Origin of the sequence: Flavobacterium sp. Root186 (assembly GCF_001428525.1) — a bacterium.
In the GTDB taxonomy this organism is placed as follows: Bacteria; Bacteroidota; Bacteroidia; order Flavobacteriales; family Flavobacteriaceae; genus Flavobacterium.
Map to the genome: position 1 here is coordinate 1,189,615 of NZ_LMHW01000010.1, position 19,054 is coordinate 1,208,668.

At 33.3% G+C, this 19,054-nt stretch carries 13 protein-coding genes and 1 other RNA gene; 9 read left to right on the forward strand and 5 right to left on the reverse strand.

Annotated features, from left to right (window positions below; genetic code table 11):
- Position 1: 1 nt before the first annotated feature.
- Complete coding sequence (locus tag ASD98_RS09025) at positions 2-883, forward strand: hypothetical protein (RefSeq protein ID WP_056203034.1); 882 nt, start codon at positions 2-4, stop codon at positions 881-883.
- Positions 884-1,043: 160 nt separating this feature from the next.
- On the opposite strand, the gene hutI is transcribed toward ASD98_RS09025, so the two are convergent.
- Together hutI and ASD98_RS09035 are read right to left on the reverse strand one after the other, a co-directional pair.
- On the reverse strand, positions 1,044-2,279 hold the full coding sequence (gene hutI, locus ASD98_RS09030; protein WP_056203037.1) for an imidazolonepropionase: 1,236 nt from the start codon (positions 2,277-2,279) through the stop codon (positions 1,044-1,046).
- Between the two features lie 92 nt (positions 2,280-2,371).
- Positions 2,372-3,421 (reverse strand): glutaminyl-peptide cyclotransferase, encoded by a 1,050-nt coding sequence (locus tag ASD98_RS09035; RefSeq protein ID WP_056203040.1) that lies wholly within the window; start codon positions 3,419-3,421, stop codon positions 2,372-2,374.
- Between the two features lie 88 nt (positions 3,422-3,509).
- Here ASD98_RS09035 and ffs point away from each other — a divergent pair.
- The 4 genes from ffs to ASD98_RS09050 all read left to right on the forward strand — a co-directional run bounded on the left by ffs (position 3,510) and on the right by ASD98_RS09050 (position 5,981).
- Positions 3,510-3,607: signal recognition particle sRNA small type (ffs, locus tag ASD98_RS23695), an RNA gene on the forward strand.
- 152 nt (positions 3,608-3,759) lie between these two features.
- A complete protein-coding gene (locus ASD98_RS09040; protein ID WP_056203043.1) occupies positions 3,760-4,563 on the forward strand; it encodes an SDR family oxidoreductase in 804 nt (267 codons plus the stop codon).
- 172 nt (positions 4,564-4,735) lie between these two features.
- On the forward strand, positions 4,736-5,392 hold the full coding sequence (gene fsa, locus ASD98_RS09045) for a fructose-6-phosphate aldolase (protein ID WP_056203046.1): 657 nt from the start codon (positions 4,736-4,738) through the stop codon (positions 5,390-5,392).
- Between the two features lie 91 nt (positions 5,393-5,483).
- Positions 5,484-5,981, forward strand: coding sequence for a hypothetical protein (locus ASD98_RS09050; RefSeq protein ID WP_056203314.1), 498 nt, complete (start codon positions 5,484-5,486; stop codon positions 5,979-5,981).
- Positions 5,982-6,101: 120 nt separating this feature from the next.
- On the opposite strand, the gene ASD98_RS09055 is transcribed toward ASD98_RS09050, so the two are convergent.
- The 3 genes from ASD98_RS09055 to ASD98_RS09065 form a co-directional block, all read right to left on the reverse strand.
- A complete protein-coding gene (locus tag ASD98_RS09055) occupies positions 6,102-7,568 on the reverse strand; it encodes an MFS transporter (protein ID WP_056203049.1) in 1,467 nt (488 codons plus the stop codon).
- 169 nt (positions 7,569-7,737) lie between these two features.
- Entirely contained in the window at positions 7,738-8,439 is a 702-nt protein-coding gene (locus tag ASD98_RS09060; protein ID WP_056203052.1) for a LytTR family DNA-binding domain-containing protein, read from the reverse strand.
- Entirely contained in the window at positions 8,429-9,481 is a 1,053-nt protein-coding gene (locus ASD98_RS09065; RefSeq protein WP_056203056.1) for a sensor histidine kinase, read from the reverse strand. Before ASD98_RS09065 ends, ASD98_RS09060 begins: the two co-directional genes overlap by 11 nt.
- Positions 9,482-9,751: 270 nt before the next feature.
- Here ASD98_RS09065 and ASD98_RS09070 point away from each other — a divergent pair, with 270 nt between their 5' ends.
- From ASD98_RS09070 to ASD98_RS09085, 4 genes are all read left to right on the forward strand, one after another.
- A complete protein-coding gene (locus ASD98_RS09070; RefSeq protein ID WP_157849149.1) occupies positions 9,752-12,949 on the forward strand; it encodes a SusC/RagA family TonB-linked outer membrane protein in 3,198 nt (1,065 codons plus the stop codon).
- 11 nt (positions 12,950-12,960) lie between these two features.
- Positions 12,961-14,484, forward strand: coding sequence for a SusD/RagB family nutrient-binding outer membrane lipoprotein (locus ASD98_RS09075; RefSeq protein ID WP_056203061.1), 1,524 nt, complete (start codon positions 12,961-12,963; stop codon positions 14,482-14,484).
- 70 nt (positions 14,485-14,554) lie between these two features.
- Entirely contained in the window at positions 14,555-15,580 is a 1,026-nt protein-coding gene (locus ASD98_RS09080) for a glycosyl hydrolase family 18 protein (protein WP_056203066.1), read from the forward strand.
- A 329-nt stretch (positions 15,581-15,909) separates the two neighbouring features.
- The gene (locus tag ASD98_RS09085; protein WP_056203069.1) at positions 15,910-18,948 is read left to right on the forward strand and encodes a SusC/RagA family TonB-linked outer membrane protein; all 3,039 of its coding nucleotides are present in this window, start codon (positions 15,910-15,912) and stop codon (positions 18,946-18,948) included.
- Positions 18,949-19,054 lie beyond the last annotated feature (106 nt).

The window sequence follows — 19,054 nt, forward strand, 5'->3', positions numbered from 1 at the left end:
TATGGAAAACCCAACGAACAACAACAATTCAAGTCTAAAAGCGGTAATAGCGGTTTTAGCAGTCCTACTAATTGGTAGCTTAGTGTATATCTTTAAACTTTCTTCTGATACTGAGGTAGTTAAAACAGAATTAACAACATCAATGACAGAAAAAGAATCTGTTATGAAAGATTTACAGGAATTAAAAGCAACTTACGATGCTGCAATTGCTGAAAATACTTCAATGTCTGATGAATTAATTCAGGAAAGAGATAAAGTTGTCGCTTTAATGGCAGATTTAAATAAATCTAAAGGTGACGTTTCTAAATACAGATCTCAAGTTCAGGCAATGCAGGGCAAAATGAAAACTCTTGTTGCTGAAAATGATGAATTGAAAAAGCAAAATGGTGTTTTAACAGTTCAAAGAGACAGTACAATTACAGTTTTAGGGGAGTCTAAAAAATATAACGAAGTACTTGTAGGTCAAAATGAAGAGCTTGCAAAAACAGTTGAAAGAGGTTCTAAATTATCTGTTACGAACACTAAGACTGCAGCTTATAAATTAAGAAGCTCTGGAAAACAAATTGAAACAGACAAAGCAAGCCGTGCTGATGTTTTAAAAATAAGTTTTACAATTGCTGAAAATCAAATTGCAAAATCTGGAGATAAAACATATTATGTTCAGGTTATTGATGCAAAAAACAACGTTTTAGGCGAGAAAAAAACAGAGAGCTTTGGTGACAACTCTTTAACATACAGCTTTAAAACTACTGTAAAGTATGAAAACAAAACTGTAAACGTTACTGAAGATTTACCAGGAAAAGATTTTGCTAAAGGAACTTACTTTATCAATGTTTTTGATAATGATGAATTAGTTTCTAAAACTAGTTTCAGCTTGAGATAAATTCTCATCGTCGTTTAAGTAAAATACCACTTAAGATATTAAAGGTCTGTGATTTTCTTCACAGACCTTTTTTTATGTCTTATGTTTTCTTGTGTTTGGCTGAAAGCGTGTTTTGCGATACGTTCCCGTGGTTGAAACCACGGGCTATATTTGAATTTTATTATATAATTTCACCTTCAATAATAACATCTTCGATCAAATTGCTTCCAAAAGCATAAGGAATTTGGTAGTAAGATGAAATTGGCTTTGTAACAATTAAATTGGCTTTTTTGCCTTTTGTGATGCTTCCGTGTGTATCAGAAAGTCCCATTGCGTAGGCGCCGTTTATTGTAGCAGCATTTATGGCTTCTTCGGGAGTCATTTTCATTTTAATGCATGCCGTTGCCACAACAAAATTCATGTTTCCTGATGGAGTAGAACCAGGGTTAAAATCTGTTGCTAATGCCAGAGGTAAACCTGCTTTTATCATTTCACGAGCCGGCGTATATGGAATACTCAAGAAATAAGAACAAGACGGTAATGCAACCGGCATTGTTTCTGTGCCTTTTAAAGCTTCAATATCTTCTGGATTCATTATTTCCAAATGATCGACAGAAAGTGCTTTAAATCTAACACCAGCCTGAATTCCGCCAATAGAATTAAACTGATTCACGTGAATTTTTGGCTTTAAGCCGAATTCAATTCCGGCTTGCATAATTTTTTCAGTTTCCTCTACAGAAAAGTAGCCGCTTTCGCAGAAAACATCTATATAGTCTGCCAGCTTGTTTTGAGCAATTTCAGGAAGCATTTTGGTTCTGATTTCATCAATATAACCTGCTTTGTTTTCTTTATAATGTGTTGGAAAAGCATGTGCACCGAGAAAAGTAGCTTTTATAGAAATTGGATAATTTTGGGCCAGTTTCTTAATAACACGAAGCATTTTTAATTCGCCTTCGATAGTTAATCCGTAACCGGATTTTATTTCAACAGCTCCTGTTCCTAAATGCATAACTTCTTCAAGTCGAAGTTTTGATTGCTCGTAGATTTCTTCTTCAGAAGTTTCGTTTAATTTTTTAGCCGAATTTAAAATGCCGCCGCCGCGATTAGCGATTTCTTCATACGTAAATCCGTTAATGCGGTCTACAAATTCCTGTTCGCGGTTTCCTGCATATACAATATGCGTGTGGCTGTCGCACCAAGTGGGAAGAACAATGCGTCCCTCCGCATTAATAACTTTATCAACTTTGATTTCAGGTAAATTTTCCATCGAACCAAAATCAGCAATTAGATTGTCTTTTATAATTAAGAAAGCATTTTTAATCGTTGGAAGCTCTGCCATCTCAGCCCCCGAAACTTTAGAAACAGAAGTTTCACGGACTTGAAGCAGTTCTTTTATGTTTTTTATTAATGTTGTCATTATCGGATATTGTTATAAAACACAAATTTCACAAATTATCACGAACTAATCCGTGAAATCTGTGAAATTCGTGTTTTTATTCTTTGTGTTTTTTATTCTGAAACTGTGATTTCAAACATTTTCTCCCAATATTTACCAGTAACAAAAATGGTTTTAGTTTGAGGATTGTAAGCAATTCCGTTTAAAACTTCTGCTTTTGGAGCTTTAATGAATTTGCGTAAATCAGAAAGGTTTAATATTCCTTCAACTGCACCAGATGTTGGATTTACAACCGCAATTGCATCTTTCTGCCAAACGTTTACATAGAATTTCCCATCGATTAGTTCTAATTCGTTGATTGCTTTAATTTTTGAAGAACCAGAATACACATTAATGTAATCAATTAATTTTTGAGTATTTGGATCCATTTTCCAGATTTTCTCAGTTCCGTCAGAGTGATAAATATATTTATCATCATGCGTCATTCCCCAGCCTTCAATATCTTTATCATAGGTGAATTTTTTTTCAAGTTTTAATGTGTTAGCATCATAAATAAAACCTGTTTTTTCCTGCCAGCTTAATTGAAATAATTTGCCATTGATAAAAGTAATTCCTTCTCCAAAATATTCTTTAGGAAGATCAACCTGCTTGATTACTTTTCCGGTTTTATAATCAACAGATCTAAAGTATGAATCTTCTTTTTGACCTGTACTTTCAAATAAAACGCCATCATGAAATTCTAAACCTTCAGTAAAAGCTTCTGGGTCGTGTGGAAAAGTGTTTACTATTTTAAATTTTAATGCTTTCGGCTGAACATCAGAAACAACTTCAATTCTTTTTGTCGCATCAGATGAATCACTTCCAAAATAAGCACTAGCTTTTAAGTATTGATAACCTAATTTTTGATCTTTTAATTCAAATTTAAATTTCTCAGCTCCTTTTGTACTTCCCACTTTTTTGTCGTTAACAAAATATACAATGCTGTCGATTTCTTTCGAATTTGGATTTAAAATTCCAATTGAAACCGCTTCTTGTGGTAAAAAATGGGCAGGAAAAGCAGAATCATCGATAGTAAATAAAGAATTTTCACCTTTTTTTGTGCCATTACATCCAATTAATGTAATTCCTAATAAAATGACAGTTAGGAAGTTATATTTTTTCATAGTTTAAAATTTGAATAAGCCAATATACAACGATATTTTTATAGCAGCAAAGCTCTTGCAAAAATATAAAAAGATTGTATATTTGCACCGGCAAGTCCTACACGACCAGCTCCTGCAGACTCCCCCAGGATGGGAACATAGCAAGGGTACGTGGTTGAGCGGTGCGATGTAGGTCGCTTGCCACTTTTTATTTTTTAGAATTTGTATAAAAGTAGTCTTCCTTCGGGAGGATTTTTTTATTTTTGGACCTTTCTTAGGGGTAAAAGTTAAATGTTAGAAGTAAAAAGATTTCTCTGCATCAAACTCATAACTCAATAATTTATAACTCATAACTCAAAATGAATAAAGTCGTTTTAATTACAGGAGGATCATCGGGAATAGGTAAATCTATTGGAGAATTTTTACATGCTAAAGGTTTCGTTGTTTACGGAACGAGCAGAAATCCTGAAAAAGTTTTAAATTCAGTTTTTCCATTAGTTGCTTTAGATGTTCGAAATGCTGATTCAATTAAAACAGCCGTTGTAAAAATTATTGAAACTTCAGGAAGATTAGATATTGTAATTAACAACGCCGGAGTTGGGATTACAGGACCTTTGGAAGAAATTCCGATGGAAGAAATTAAAAACAATTTTGAAACGAATTTCTTTGGTCCGATTGAAGTAATGAAAGCTGTTTTGCCGCAAATGCGCGAACAAAAATCAGGTTTAATTATTAATATTACGTCAATTGCCGCTTATATGGGACTGCCTTACCGAAGTGTTTATTCGGCTTCGAAAGGAGCTTTGGAATTAATCACCGAAGCTTTAAGAATGGAAGTAAAGCAATTTGGAATTGAAATTACCAATGTTGCTCCTGGTGATTTTGCAACTAATATTGCATCAGGACGTTATCATGCACCTGTTTTAAAAGGTTCTGCTTACGAAAAAGTATATGGAGATACGCTTGCAACCATGAACGAACATGTTGATGCCGGAAGTAATCCAAATGAAATGGCTGAGGCTATTTTTAAAATCATACAAAAAGACAAACCAAAAGTGCATTACAAAGTGGGTGTTTTCATGCAGAAATTTTCAATTGTTCTGAAACGTGCACTTCCGGATAAAGTGTATGAAAAAATGCTAATGAATCATTATAAGCTTTAAAACACAATTATTTTTTTATTTATAACATATAATTTCAAATTGGTTTTGATTTTGAAATCGTTATTGATATTGATTTTGTAATTTTGCAGCTGAATTTGCTTAAGATTCTTAATTTAAAAATTTCAAGCAAACCACTTAAAACAAATCAACACAATTTAAACTTAAATAAATTATGAAATTTTTTATTGACACAGCTAACTTAGATCAAATTAAAGAAGCACAAGCTTTAGGTGTTTTGGATGGTGTAACGACAAATCCGTCATTAATGGCGAAAGAAGGAATTACAGGAAAAAACAATATTTTAAAGCATTATGTTGACATTTGCAATCTTGTAGAAGGTGATGTAAGTGCTGAAGTAAACGCTCTTGATTATGATGGAATGATCAAAGAAGGTGAAGAGTTAGCTGAATTACATGACCAAATCGTTGTAAAACTGCCTATGACTAAAGAAGGAGTTATGGCTGCAAAATATTTTTCTGATAAAGGAATTAAAACTAACGTAACTCTTGTTTTCTCTGTAGGACAAGCTCTTTTGGCTGCTAAAGCGGGAGCAACTTATGTTTCTCCGTTTGTGGGTCGTTTAGATGATATCTCAACTGACGGTTTAAACTTAATTCAGGAAATTAGAGAAGTTTATGATAACTACGGTTACGAAACTCAAATTTTAGCTGCTTCAGTACGTCACACAATGCATATTGTAAATTGTGCTAAAATTGGTGCTGATGTTATGACTGGACCTCTTTCTGCAATTTACGGATTGTTGAAACACCCGTTAACAGATATCGGTTTAGCTCAGTTTGTAGCTGATTTCGAAAAAGGAAACAAGTAATCCTTAGATACTTATAAAAAATTAAATCGTCTTTTTTCTAACGGGAAAAGGCGATTTTTTTTACTTTTATATGAAACTTAAATTGTTGATTATGAAAGTGATATTGATAATTCTGTCTTTTTTTGCTGCTAGTATTTCAATAAATGCACAGACAGCTGAAATATTAAAGAGTGTAAATGATGCCGGCGATGTGGCCACATTTGAATTGGATTGTTCTGTAGCATTTCAGTCTTTAGCAAAAGGGCTTCGGTATAATATTACGAGGCATGAATTTAAAGGCCCTGAAATGAAAAATTCTTATCGACTGCTTCTTGTCATGGATGGATTTTATTCTAAAACCTTAAATAAAGAAATGACAATTTCGGCTGTTTTAAGCAATGGAACTGTTATCCAAGCAAAGAAAATTATTGAAGACGATGGTTTTTTTGATGGTGCCTGTACTTTAAAAATAAAAGACCCGCAAGCTCTTTTAAATGCGAATATCGATAAGGTTATTGTTCATGCTGATAAAGATGTTGTTTACCAATTGTCTGAACAAAATAAGACTGTTTTTAAGAAGAACCTGAGTAATGTTATTAATGCCAAGTAGAAAGATGCAAAGGTTCAGAGATACAGAGGTGCAAAGGTTTTCTTTTTGTGAAATAAAAAAAATCCAAATTCCTACTGTAAAATTGGAATTTGGATTTTTTTTATTGTTATTTCTAAAATTTTAGTGACCGCCGCCTTCACTTTGAACATGGTTGATTCCTTGTCTTTTTAATATTTTAGGACAGTAGAAACCATAGAATCCTAAATAGGCAAAACCAATAAGTGGTACTATATAAGAGAAATGTGTCCATGTAATTCCGAAAATTCCTTCTGGGCTTGTAACATCAAGATCACAAATACTTCCTTGAACTAAAGGAATAACTCCTCCTCCAAGAATCATCATAATCAAGAATGAAGATGCTTTTCCTGTATTTTTACCTAAACCTGCAATCGCTAAATCGAAGATAGAAGGCCACATGATAGATAAGAATAATCCACCAGAAATAAAGAAGAATTTAGCAATTTCAGGATTTGGCCAAGCTAATCCTGCAATCATCATTATTAAACCAGATATTCCGAAAAGCATTAAAGTTTTTCCAGCATTTTTACCTCCCACAAAGCTTACAGCTATAAATAATAAAATCCAAAGTGGGTAAATGTAGAATGCAGATACATCATGTGCCGCAAAAATATTAGCTCCAATAATAACTCCAAATGCTAAAGCAGGAACAATAAATTTTAAGGCTGTATTTACTAAAGTAGAAGTGTTGAAAACGTTAACACCGCCATTCCAACGGCCAATCATTAAACTTCCCCAGTAAAGGGCGATAAATGGTGCAATTGCATCTTCTAATACATTTCCGAATTCTGCAGTATGTAATAAAGCTGGCAAATTACTAATGATAGTTACCTCAGTACCTACATAAATAAAGATACCTAACATTCCTAAGTATAATTGTGGGTAATCAAGAATGTTGAATTTTTCGTGTGCTGTTTTAACAACTTCTTCCTCTTTTTCCGGATCTTCAATTTTAGAGAAGTTCATGAAAACTGCTACTACGATAAAAGCAAGACCAAGAATGATAAAAGGTAATTTAATGTCTTCTAAAGAAAGAGATGTGTTTTTATTATCTCCCATTCCGAATAAAGCAATACCTAATAGAATTGCTCCAATAGTTGTACCGAATGAGTTGATACCTCCTGCTAAAGTTAAACGGTGTGCCCCTGTGGCAGGACTTCCCATTTTAATTGCTAAAGGATTTGCTACAATTTGTTGAATTGAAAAACCTAAACCAACAGTAAACAAAGCGGTTAAAAAGAAAGGGAAACTTTCCATTGTAGCAGCCGGAACAAATAAAAATGATCCAACAGCCGAAAGAATTAAACCAGCTGAAAGTGTTTTTTTATAACCGAATTTTTGCAGTACATCTAATTTTAGAGAAACTAAAAAGAAGATTATCGAACCTACAAAATACGCAGCATAAAATGCCCAGGCAACTAATTGTGACTGTACCTGAGATAAAGTAAATACTTTTTTGAATACGGGAATCAGGATATCATTGGCAGAACCAACAAAACCCCAAAAGAAGAAGACGATTATCAATGAGATAAACTGTCCCCATTTGGTTTGAACATTTTCTGAACTCATAATTGTAATAAGGTTAATTTTTTAATAAAATTGTTTTTTGAAGACCGTAAATATATTTGTTAAGTGTATCAAAAAAAAATTATTGATCGAAAATAATGTTAAATTTAAACGAACAACCTTATTTATTCAACAATGTGTTAATTTATATAGAGTTAGAAATGTTAAAATTTTATTCGAGAATTCTGTTTTTTACGTCTTTACTGTAATTTCTACCTATTGGAATTGTATAAGACTGAATTTGAATACGGTTTCCTTCAATAGATTTTACCTTATTTAAGGCAATAACGTAGGATTTGTGGATACGTAAGAAGCGATCTGCAGGCAATTCTTCAGATAATGAAGTCAAAGATTTATGCGTAATATAGGTCTTATCAGGTATTACTACCTTTATATATTCTTTCATTCCTTCGATAAAAAGAATTTCTTCAATATTAATTTTCATCATTTTTTTATCAACCTTAATAAAAATATGCGAATCGCCTTTGGCTACATCAATTTTAATATTGTTTTTTAAATTGAATTCGGTTGTAATTTTATTAATGCATTTGATAAATCTCGGAAGTGGAATAGGTTTTACTAAATAATCTAAAACATCAAGATCATAACTTTCGGCAGCAAATTCTCTAAAAGCGGTTGTGATGATAACTTTGGTTTTGTTTTCGATTAAGCTTATCAGCTCAAAGCCAGTCATCATTGGCATATTAATGTCTAAAAAAACGGCATCTACAGAAGTGCTGTTTATAAAATCCAGAGCTTCTAAAGAGTTATTGAATGTTCCGACAACTTCAAAATCTGTAAAATTGTTAAAGTAATTTTGCAGGACTTTGATTGCTAACGGTTCATCATCAATCAATACACATTTAATTTTCATTATGAATAGGTATTTGCAAACGAATTATATAGTAATTCAGTTTTATTTTGTCTTTTAAGCTGAAATTATTTTTGTAAATTAATTTTAGTCTCTTCTTTGTGTTAACTAAACCAATGCCGCCTTTTGACTTAACATTTTGTGAAATTACAAAATTATTTAAGATTTCAAAGTCTAACATTTTATTGTCGATAACTTTACAATTGATTTTAATTTTAAAGTTATTATTATTTACGCCGCCATGTTTGAAGGCATTTTCGACCAATGAAATAAATATTAAAGGCGGAACTACAATATCTTCAATGTTTGATTCTAAATTAACGGTAACTTCCACATTGTCAAAACGAAGCTTTTCTATTTCAATATAATTTTGAATATAATCGATCTCTTTTATCAGCGGTACAAACTTGGTTCCTTTTACGTCATACAGTACATATTCCATCAAATTAGAAAGCTTGATAATCACATCCGGAACTTTATCCGAAGATTCTAAAGATAAGGCATATAGATTATTTAAGGTATTGAAAAAGAAATGCGGCTGAATTTGATTTTCGAGATATTTCAGTTTGATTTTAAACTGATTTTCTCGCAGTGATCTGTTTCTTTCCCTTTCGCGAAGCCAGGTTAAAGTCAGGTATACTGATGACGCCATTGCTAAAACGTACAATTCGCCAATACAGACTGCTACGATATGATTGATTTCAAAAGGATGGTATTCTCTGTTAGCTTCCGGCCAGATATTTTCGGATATAATATAATAGGTAAGCGCCGTTTTTAATAAATAGATTCCAAAAAGGCTTACAAGAAGCGCTATTGTATAGGTTATATATTTTTGTTTAAGAACATATTTTGGTACTAAAACGAAAAGATTGAAATATACTAATGGTATATGCAGCGAAAACTCAATTAAGTTCGATTTGAATGAATACGGATAGTCGTTAAAGTAAGCGCCCCATCGTAAAAAGTTGAGAGTGAAATAAGAACCCCAAAACCAGATATGATTTTGAAGTTTTATGTCAAATTTTAGTTTTTGAATTTCGTTCAACTTTTTTTAACGTTTTGTTATTATTTGTAAAGCTTTGTAATTACTGTGCAACTTTACACAATTACTGGCTAAATCACAATTCTTTTGAATAAAATTTTGTAAAAAAAGCTAATTAATATTTTATTTAAATAGGATAACGTTTTCGTAAAACATAATGTTGAATGTTTTATGTCGTTTGTTTAAAAAATCTGACCGTTTGTATAAATTATTTTTTTTAACAGTCCCTTAACAATAAATTTATCGCTTAACTAATCAAAAACCATGATAAAAATGAAACAAATTATGTTAATCCTTATGATTGTCTTTACGGCGCAATTGTCTGTTGCGCAGGTAAAAACGGTCAAAGGTTTGGTAAGCGATCAAAATGGGTTGCCGCTGCCGGGGGTGAGTATTCTTATTCAAGGTACAAAAACGGCAAGTCAAACCGATTATGATGGAGTGTATACGATTCAGGCATCTACTGGAGATGTTCTTGTATTTTCGTATATAGGTATTAAAACTAAAACTGTAACAGTTGGATCTTCTGCAACTGTAAATGTTGTGCTAACTCAAGATGCACAAAATTTAAATGAAGTTGTTGTTACAGCGTTAGGGATTAAGAGACAGAAAAAAGAACTGGGTTATGCCGTTCAGGATGTAAAAGGAGAGCAGTTAAACAAGGCCATTACGACCAATGTAACTACAGCTTTATCTGGTAGAGTTGCCGGTGTAGACGTTTCTATACCAGCTACTGGTGTTGCAGGAAGTACAAGGGTTATTATTAGAGGTATTTCGAGTATTGGTGAAAGCAATCAGCCTCTTTATGTGGTTGATGGAGTTCCTATCGACAACTCTGGTTTAAATAATGATCAGGCTGCAACAAGTAAATGGTTTGACGGTCGTGATAACGGAGACGGAATCTCTGGAATCAACCCAAACAACATTGAAAGTTTAACAGTACTTAAAGGAGCTGCAGCTGCGGCTTTGTATGGTTCACGAGCTTTGAATGGTGTAATTTTAATTACTACTAAAAAAGGAACTAAAGGAAAACTTCGTGTAGAATTAACAAGCGGGGTGAATTTTGACCGAGTAAATGCTAAATATTCAGATTATCAAAGTGAATATGGAACAGGATCAAATGGTGCACTGCCGGATCCTTCAAGAGCCCCAACAGAAATTTACGGCTATACTACAAATGCCTGGGGACCTAAGTTCTCTGAATCAGTAGGGCAGCAGGTAAAAATATTTGATGGCTCAATGAAACCGTATAAAAAAGTAGATAACAACATTCAGGATTTCTTTGGAACTGGATTTACTACAACAAATGGAATTGCTATTTCTGGTGGAAATGACAGCGGATTTGTACGTTTTGGTTATAATAACCTAAAAAATGATGATGTAATTCCGGGATCAGGTTTAGAAAGAAATGATGCTAGTTTAAATGCTACTTTAAGATCAGAAAAATTTACTTTGGATGCTAACGTAAATTATATTGCTGAAAATACGAATAACAGACCAGGTTTGGGAGATTCGCCTAACAACGTAGGATATTCATTAAGCGGATTGGCTCCAAACATTGATCAGGCTTGGTTGAAAAATTATAAAAATAATGATACAGGTCAGATTTATCCATGGAACAGCAATGTTTATTTGTTGAACCCATATTTTGTAACAGAAGAAAATCATAATACGTCTGTAAAAAATCGTTTTATAGGAAACGTTACGGGAACGTATCAATTGAAAAAATGGATTGCTCTTACTTTTAGAACTGGACTTGATACTTATGCCTTTAGTTCAAAAGATTTTATGGCTGCAGGAAGTACCTGGCCGGGAAGAGACGAAGGATATCTTGGTTTAAACAATATTAACGTTTCAGAAATGAATACAGATATTATTGCGACTTTGAGCGATATTAAACTAGCTAAAGATTTAACTTTTTCTGGAATTTTAGGTACAGCAAGAAGAGATTTTAGAAGAGAGCAAAATTCAAGATTTGGAACAAAAATTATTGAACCGGGTACAGAGTACATCAGTAATTTTGTGAATAAAACTGAAAATGCTCCGGTTGAAACAAAAACTAGAACAAACTCAGTTTACGGATCTGCAAAATTAGATTATAAAGGATATTTATATGCAGAGTTTACAGGAAGAAATGACTGGTTTAGTGTAATTTACAGTGGTGATGAAAGTGCATTCTATCCTGCTGGTTCATTAGGATTTGTATTCTCAGATGCGCTTAATATTCAAAACGATACTTTCTCGTATGGTAAATTCAGAGCATCATGGGCACAAGTTTCGAACTCGCCGGGAGCTTATAAAAATGCGTTAAACTATACTACATTTTCTTCATACGACGGACAAAGTGTTGTAAACATTAAAAATACTGCAGCACCAAACCCTAATTTAACGTATCAGTCAAAAACTGGAATTGAGTTTGGAGTTGAAACTGCTTTCTTCAAAAACAGATTAAAAGCAGATATTACAGTATATCGTGAAGATACATCAGATCAAACACTTGATTTACCTTCATCTGCAACATCTGGATATGAGTTTATCTCTGTAAATGCCGGAAAATTACGTAACGAAGGTATCGAGATATTCTTATCTGGTACTCCAATAAAAACAAACAGTTTTGAATGGGGAATTGACTTGAACTTCTCAAAAAACAAAAACTCGATTCTTTCATTGCATCCAGATATTAATACTTATACTATTTCTGAAGCTCGTTGGGCTGGAGCAGCTGTTGTTGCTCAGGTTGGCGGTCAATACGGAACAATTATGGGTAGAGATTTCTTAAGAAATGAAAATGGAGAAAAAGTAGTAGCTGCAAATGGTTTACCATTATTTACAGATGAAAAAGTAGCTTTAGGAAAAGGACTTCCTGATTGGGCTGCTGGTTTAACTAACAGATTTACTTACAAAGGAATTACACTTCAGTTCTTGATCGATATGAAATTTGGTATGGATGTATACTCTATGACAAATTCATTGGCCGCAACAAAAGGACTTTTAGATGTAACTACAGAAGGAAGAGATGCATATAACCATGCAAGAGCAGAAGCCATTGCTAATGATCCGAACTTTAGCCAGTCTACATGGGTTCCTACAGCAGGTTATGTTGCAGAAGGTGTTGTAAACACAGGAACAGCAGCTAATCCGGTTTATGTTAAAAATACAAAACCGATTAATCCTCAGGATTACTGGAATACGGTATTCAACAATTCACCAGCACCATTTGTTTATGATGCATCTTATGTGAAATTAAGAGAGGTGAGTTTAGGATATACTATACCATCAAGCGTTTTTGGTGATTCAAAAATAAGTTCAATTTATGTTTCGGCATTTGCAAGAAACTTATTGACTTTCAATAAAGATCTTCCAAATATTGACCCTGAGTCAATGTATACTTCTGGAAACGGACAAGGTTTCGAATATGGTTCATTGCCATTTAGACAATCGTACGGTTTTAATATTAAAGTTGCATTCTAAAAAAAGAAATTATGAAATTTAAACAAATAATAATAGCCGTACTCACATTGTTTACTGCAGTAGGCTGTACCGAAAATTTTGACGAATTGGAAAAAGATCCGGTTGCGTTGTCTGCAAACCCAGCTGGGCAGCTTACGTTCACCCAATTGTGTATGTCGGGTGACGGATTTTACCAATGGAGAACCAATTTAATTTATTCAGGAGGTTTTGTGCAGCATTATGCAGGTGCATGGAACGTAACTGAGTTTGGAAGCAAATTCAAAAAAGATGACGGTTATGCAACTGCTCTTTGGAGAAATGGTTACCAAAACGAATTAAAAAACGTAGTTGATATCCTTGAAAAAACAAATGGAGATCAATCTGCCGTAAATATGAATGCTGTTGCTAAAATTATGAAAGTGATGGTTGCACAGCGTATTACAGATATTTATGGAGACATTCCTTATTCTGAAGCCGGATTAGGTTTCTCAAAAGGAATTGTAACGCCTCGATATGATACACAGGAAGAGATTTATATGTCATTCTTTCATGATTTAGAAGAAGCTCATAATCAATTAAATGCTAATGGCGGAACTGTAAAAGGAGATTTATTTTATGGTGGAGATATTACTAAATGGAAAAAATTAGCTAATACATTAAGATTACGTCTGGGAATGAGAATTTCGGAGGTTAAACCAGCAGAAGCAGAAAAACAAGTGAAAGCTGCTTTAGCGGCAGGAGTTTTTACAAGCAATGCTGATAACTGTATTATGCGTCATTTAGATGCTACTTTTAATGATGATCCTGCTTCTATTGATTTTAGAGGAAATGGATTAGCATATGCACTTGTAGGGAATGAACACGGAGATCACTTTAGTACTTTAGTTATTGACTTTTTAAGAGACAACGGAGATCCAAGATTACCAATGTATGCAACTCCAAAAACAACAAGCAGCCTTGCGTGGGGAGCACCATTGCAGCCGGGTGAAACACCATATGAAGGTGTAAAGCCAGGACTTTTTCAATGGGAAGTTCCAATGGGAGCAAGCTCAACATCTGGAATACAATCTTACTTTAAGCAAAAAACGACACCGTTTTTACACGTAAGTTATTCAGAATCTCAATTGTTACTTGCAGAAGCAGCATTTAGAGGCTGGGTTGCAGGTTCTGCAGCAGACTACTATAAAAAAGGAGTTGAAGCAGGTATTAAACAATTAGAGATTTATGGAGCAACACCTGCAACACAAGCAGCGATCGATACATATCTAAATGCTAAACCTTTGGTTGCCGGACAAGAGTTAAAACAAATTTCAACACAGCTTTGGATTACTTATATCTTTAATAGTATTGAAGCGTATTCAAACTGGAGAAGAACAGGATTCCCAGTATTGATTCCAATTACAAACCCTGATTCAGAAACAGGTGGGGTTACGCCAAAACGTTTGTATTATCCTAACGATGAGATGCAGAAAAATGAGAAAAATTATTTAGAAGCTTTATCAAGAATGGGGGGAACGAACGACTGGCTGAATAAAGTTTGGTGGGATGCGAACTAAATAAAATCCTAAAAACATAAAGTTATGCCTAATGAGGTCATATTTTCATTCTAATTAAATTTAAAAAATTATGATAAAAAATAAAGCCTTATTAGGCATCCTTTTTTATATAAGTTCGCTTTTTTCAGTATACAGCTGTACAAACGAAAAAGAACATAATCCAGAAGATTCAAAAACGAAAACAGCAAGAGTTGTTGGATATTTATCGACAGATAGTTTCGGTAAAATTTCTTCCATTCAGTTTTGTAAACTAACGCATTTAAATATCGCATTTGCAAATCCAGATAAAGATGGAAACATACTATTTACAGGAGATATTGACGCTGTAGTTAAATATGCAAAATCAGTTAACCCTAATATTATTGTAAGTATTTCGCTGGCAGGTGGTGTTATTTCTGAAGAACAGGCTAAAAACTGGTCAACATTAATTGATAAATCTGAAAACCGTCCGGCATTCATCCAAAATATTTTAAAATTTGTAAAAGATCATAATTTAGACGGAGTCGATGTTGATCTCGAATGGGATGCAGTGACATCTGGTTACAGCGGTTTTGTGGTTGAATTAAAAAAGAGTCTGTCAGATGATAAAAAACTTCTTACCGCAGCTTTACCCAATAGTGTGCGATTTGTAAATATAAATTCAGCAGCCTTAAATGCTTTTGATTTTATAAATATAATGGCGTACGATAGTACAGGACCTTGGAGTCCGACTAAAGTTGAACAACACAGTTCTTATGAATTCGCAAGAAGTGGAATAGAATTTTGGCATAAACAGCAAAATGTTCCAAGTGAAAAACTCACGCTTGGAGTTCCTTTCTACGGATATAATTTTACTTTTCCAGAAGTAACAGGTTCAAGTTTTGGACAGATAGTAGAAGTCGGAACTCAGTTTGCAGATCAGGATGAAATTGGAAAAATATTTTATAACGGCAGACCCACAATTTCCAGAAAAGTAGAATATGCTGCAGAATATACAGGAGGAATAATGATTTGGGAATTGGCCCAAGATTCCTTTACTGAATATTCTTTGTTAGATGTTATTCATAAAAAATATTCTTCTTTAAAATTTAAAACTTCAGGAATGTGTGGTAATTAAATAACTCACTTACAGATTTTTAAAATTAATAAGTTTTTCGCTTCTTTTTAATTCAATAAATTAGAAAGAAGCGAAACTTTTTATATAAATACCAGATTTTTAAATATTTGCTGATTTTAAATATTTTTTAATGAATTGTAAAATTTTTGAATAAAAATGGTCGTAAATAGGGCGAAATATGCTTTTAATAGAAACGAATACGTTTTCGGGTAGCGGATTATTGAATGATTTATGTCGTTCGTTTAAAAATTATAGCTGTTTGTATAATATATTTTTTTTAACAATCCCTTAAGAATAATTTTACGTCATAACTAACAAAATAAATAAACATGAAAAAAATTTTCTTAATCTTTATGATTGTTTTTACGGCGCAGGTTTCGCTTGCACAAGTAAAAAATGTTAAAGGTGTGATTACAGATTCTGATGGGATGCCGTTACCGGGTGCATCTGTTGCTGTACAAGGAAGTCAAAAAGGTGCTACTACCGATTTTGATGGATTGTACTCAATTGAGGTTCAAAAAGGACAAACATTAGTTTTTAGCTATGTTGGCCTAGAAACACAAAATATAGTTGTAGGCGATGCTGCTACAATTAATGTAAAAATGGGACAAGCAGCGTCAAATGCATTAAATGAAGTTGTGGTAACTTCATTAGGACTTAAAAGATCAAAAAAGACGCTTACTTATGCAGCACAAGAGGTTAAAGGTGATGAAGTAACAAGAGTAAAAGATGCCAACTTAATGAACAGCTTATCTGGAAAAGTTGCTGGTTTAATTGTTGGAAAAAGTTCAGCTGGAGCTGGTGGTGCAGTAAAAGTGACTATTCGTGGTAACTCATCCGCTACAAATAACCAGCCTTTATATGTTATTGATGGAATTCCATTATTGAACTCTAACTCTGCTCAGGCTAATCAGGTTTTTGGTGATACAGCTGGAGGAAATAGAGATGGTGGAGACGCAATCTCAATGATGAACCCTGATGATATTGAATCTATGACAGTTCTTAAAGGAGCTTCTGCAGCTGCTTTATATGGTTCTCAAGGGGCAAATGGTGTAATCTTAGTAACAACTAAAAAAGGAAAAGAAGGAAAAGTAACAGCAGCTTATAATGCAAGTGTTTTTGTAGATAATGTGGTTTCTTTACCAGAATTTCAAACTAATTATGGAGCAGCTCCATCATCTGACAAAACTTGGGGTGCTGCTAAAAAATCTCCTGACCATGTAAAAGGTTTTTACAACACAGGTTTAACAATGATTAACTCTGTATCTGTAAATGGCGGATCTGATAAAATGTCAACTAGCCTTACTTATGCAAACACTAAAGTTGATGGAATAATCCCAACAAACGAGTTTAAGAAAAATAACATTGCACTTCGTCAAAGCGTTAAGTTATTTGATGATAAAGTAACTGTCGACGGTTCGATATCTTATGCAGAACAAAAAATTATAAATAAACCAACAAACGGATTGTATTTCAATCCATTAACTGGAACTTATTTATTTCCAAGAGGTAATGATTTTAATGATTATTATAAGAATTTTGAAGTTTTCAATCCAGCAAGAAACTTAATGGATCAAAGATGGCCAACTCTAACATCGGATATTATTCAAAATCCAGGATGGATTTTAAACAGAAACAGATCTATCGATAAAAATCAATCATTGATTACTTCTGCGGCCATTACATATAAAGCAACTGAATGGTTAAGTATTAAAGCAAGAGGAGGTTATAACAAATTTGACAACATTTTTGATAAAAGAATGTATGCAGGTACAAATGAAACATTGGCTCCATCTACAGGTAGATATATTTACTCAGATAGTGAAAGTACTCAATTATATGGTGATTTAATTGCTACTATTAATACAAAATTCAATGAAGATTTCTCATTCAGTGCTAACATTGGTACAAGCATTACAAAATCTACAATCAATGACGCTTATATAAGTGATTCAGGCCAAAAAAATGGATTAATAAATGCGAACTGGTTTAATACAGGAAATTTTGTGTCTGCTGAAAGAAATACTCACACTATTGGAGGTAAAAAAGAAGTTCAGTCACTATTTGCAAGTGCAACTTTTGGTTATAAAGATATGCTTTATCTTGATGTAACGGGAAGAAATGACTGGTCTTCAACTCTAGTTAATACAGATAACATAAGTTTCTTTTATCCTTCTGTAGGTTTGTCTGCAATTCTAAGCCAAATGGTAACATTCCCTGAAGCAATTAGTTATGCAAAAGTAAGAGGGTCTTTTGCTCAGGTGGGTAATGATGTTAATGCTTTTTTAACTTCACCAGTAAACACTATGGTTGGAGGTGTGTTAACACCACCATTAGTAGGGCCAAAACCAGGGACTTCTTTGAAACCAGAAATGCAAAATTCATATGAATTTGGAACAGAATGGAGATTCTTGAACAACAGAATTGGATTTGATTTTACATACTATAGAAACGAAACTAAAAATCAATTAATTACATCTCCAGCTCCAATCCCTAATACAACAGGATATACTAACTACGCATTTAATGCTGGTAGTATCGAAAATAAAGGTTTTGAGATTACAGTAACTGGTAAAGCAATTGAAACAGATAAATTCTCTTGGGATCTTGGATTGAATTATGCTTCAAATAAAAATACAGTACTTGATTTAGGTACAGGTGCAAATGGGGAAATTAATACAGTTATCTTGACTAATGGAGATCCAAATAGTTATAGATATGTTATGAAAGAAGGACAACCATTTGGAACAATTCAAGGTAAAAATATTGTAAAAAATTCACAAGGCCAAATTTTACTTGATGGCACTGGTCGTATTCAAAAAACGGACTGGGTGGATATGGGAAGCTCAAATCCTGATTTTATGTTAGGTTTTTCAAACTCATTCAAGTACAAAAAAATATTCTTAAACATACTTATCGACGGAAGATTTGGAGGTCATGTAATGAGTATGACTGAAGCAATGCTTGATTCTTACGGAGTATCTAAAGCAAGTGGCGATGCAAGAGATGCAGGTGGAGTAAAAATAAATGCTGTAGATACAAATGGAAATGCCGTAACAACAATGAATGCTCAAGATTACTATAGTCAAGTAGGTGATAGAGCAGGTGCTACAGGTGAATACATGTACAAAGCAACAAACATTAGATTAGGAGAACTTTCATTAGGATATACTTTTGATTTCAGTAAAACTTCAATCTTCAATGCAGTGAATGTTTCTCTTGTTGGTAAAAACTTATTTTTCTTTTATAAAGATGCTCCGTTTGATCCAAACGTAACATTAAGTTCTGGAGAAGGATTGCAAGGTGTTGATATTTTTGGAATGCCTTCAACAAGAAGTATAGGTGTTAATTTAAATTTAACTTTCTAACTTATAAAATAGAACACAAAACCTTTTGGTTGTTGTAAGATGATGTTTGTTTTCAGAATGTCGAATATTGAAAAGAAACGAACAATTAACCTTAATAAGAATAAGG

Excerpts from the sequence above, each read along its gene's own strand:
- ASD98_RS09035 (WP_056203040.1), bottom strand. The coding sequence starts at position 3,421 with ATGAAAAAATATAACTTCCTAACTGTCATTTTATTAGGAATTACATTA.
- ASD98_RS09080 (WP_056203066.1), top strand. The coding sequence starts at position 14,555 with ATGATAAAAAATAAAGCCTTATTAGGCATCCTTTTTTATATAAGTTCG.
- fsa (WP_056203046.1), top strand. The coding sequence starts at position 4,736 with ATGAAATTTTTTATTGACACAGCTAACTTAGATCAAATTAAAGAAGCA.
- ASD98_RS09060 (WP_056203052.1), bottom strand. The coding sequence starts at position 8,439 with ATGAAAATTAAATGTGTATTGATTGATGATGAACCGTTAGCAATCAAA.
- ASD98_RS09025 (WP_056203034.1), top strand. The coding sequence starts at position 2 with ATGGAAAACCCAACGAACAACAACAATTCAAGTCTAAAAGCGGTAATA.
- ASD98_RS09040 (WP_056203043.1), top strand. The coding sequence starts at position 3,760 with ATGAATAAAGTCGTTTTAATTACAGGAGGATCATCGGGAATAGGTAAA.
- ASD98_RS09075 (WP_056203061.1), top strand. The coding sequence starts at position 12,961 with ATGAAATTTAAACAAATAATAATAGCCGTACTCACATTGTTTACTGCA.
- ASD98_RS09050 (WP_056203314.1), top strand. The coding sequence starts at position 5,484 with ATGAAAGTGATATTGATAATTCTGTCTTTTTTTGCTGCTAGTATTTCA.
- ASD98_RS09055 (WP_056203049.1), bottom strand. The coding sequence starts at position 7,568 with ATGAGTTCAGAAAATGTTCAAACCAAATGGGGACAGTTTATCTCATTG.
- ASD98_RS09085 (WP_056203069.1), top strand. The coding sequence starts at position 15,910 with ATGAAAAAAATTTTCTTAATCTTTATGATTGTTTTTACGGCGCAGGTT.
- hutI (WP_056203037.1), bottom strand. The coding sequence starts at position 2,279 with ATGACAACATTAATAAAAAACATAAAAGAACTGCTTCAAGTCCGTGAA.
- ASD98_RS09070 (WP_157849149.1), top strand. The coding sequence starts at position 9,752 with ATGAAACAAATTATGTTAATCCTTATGATTGTCTTTACGGCGCAATTG.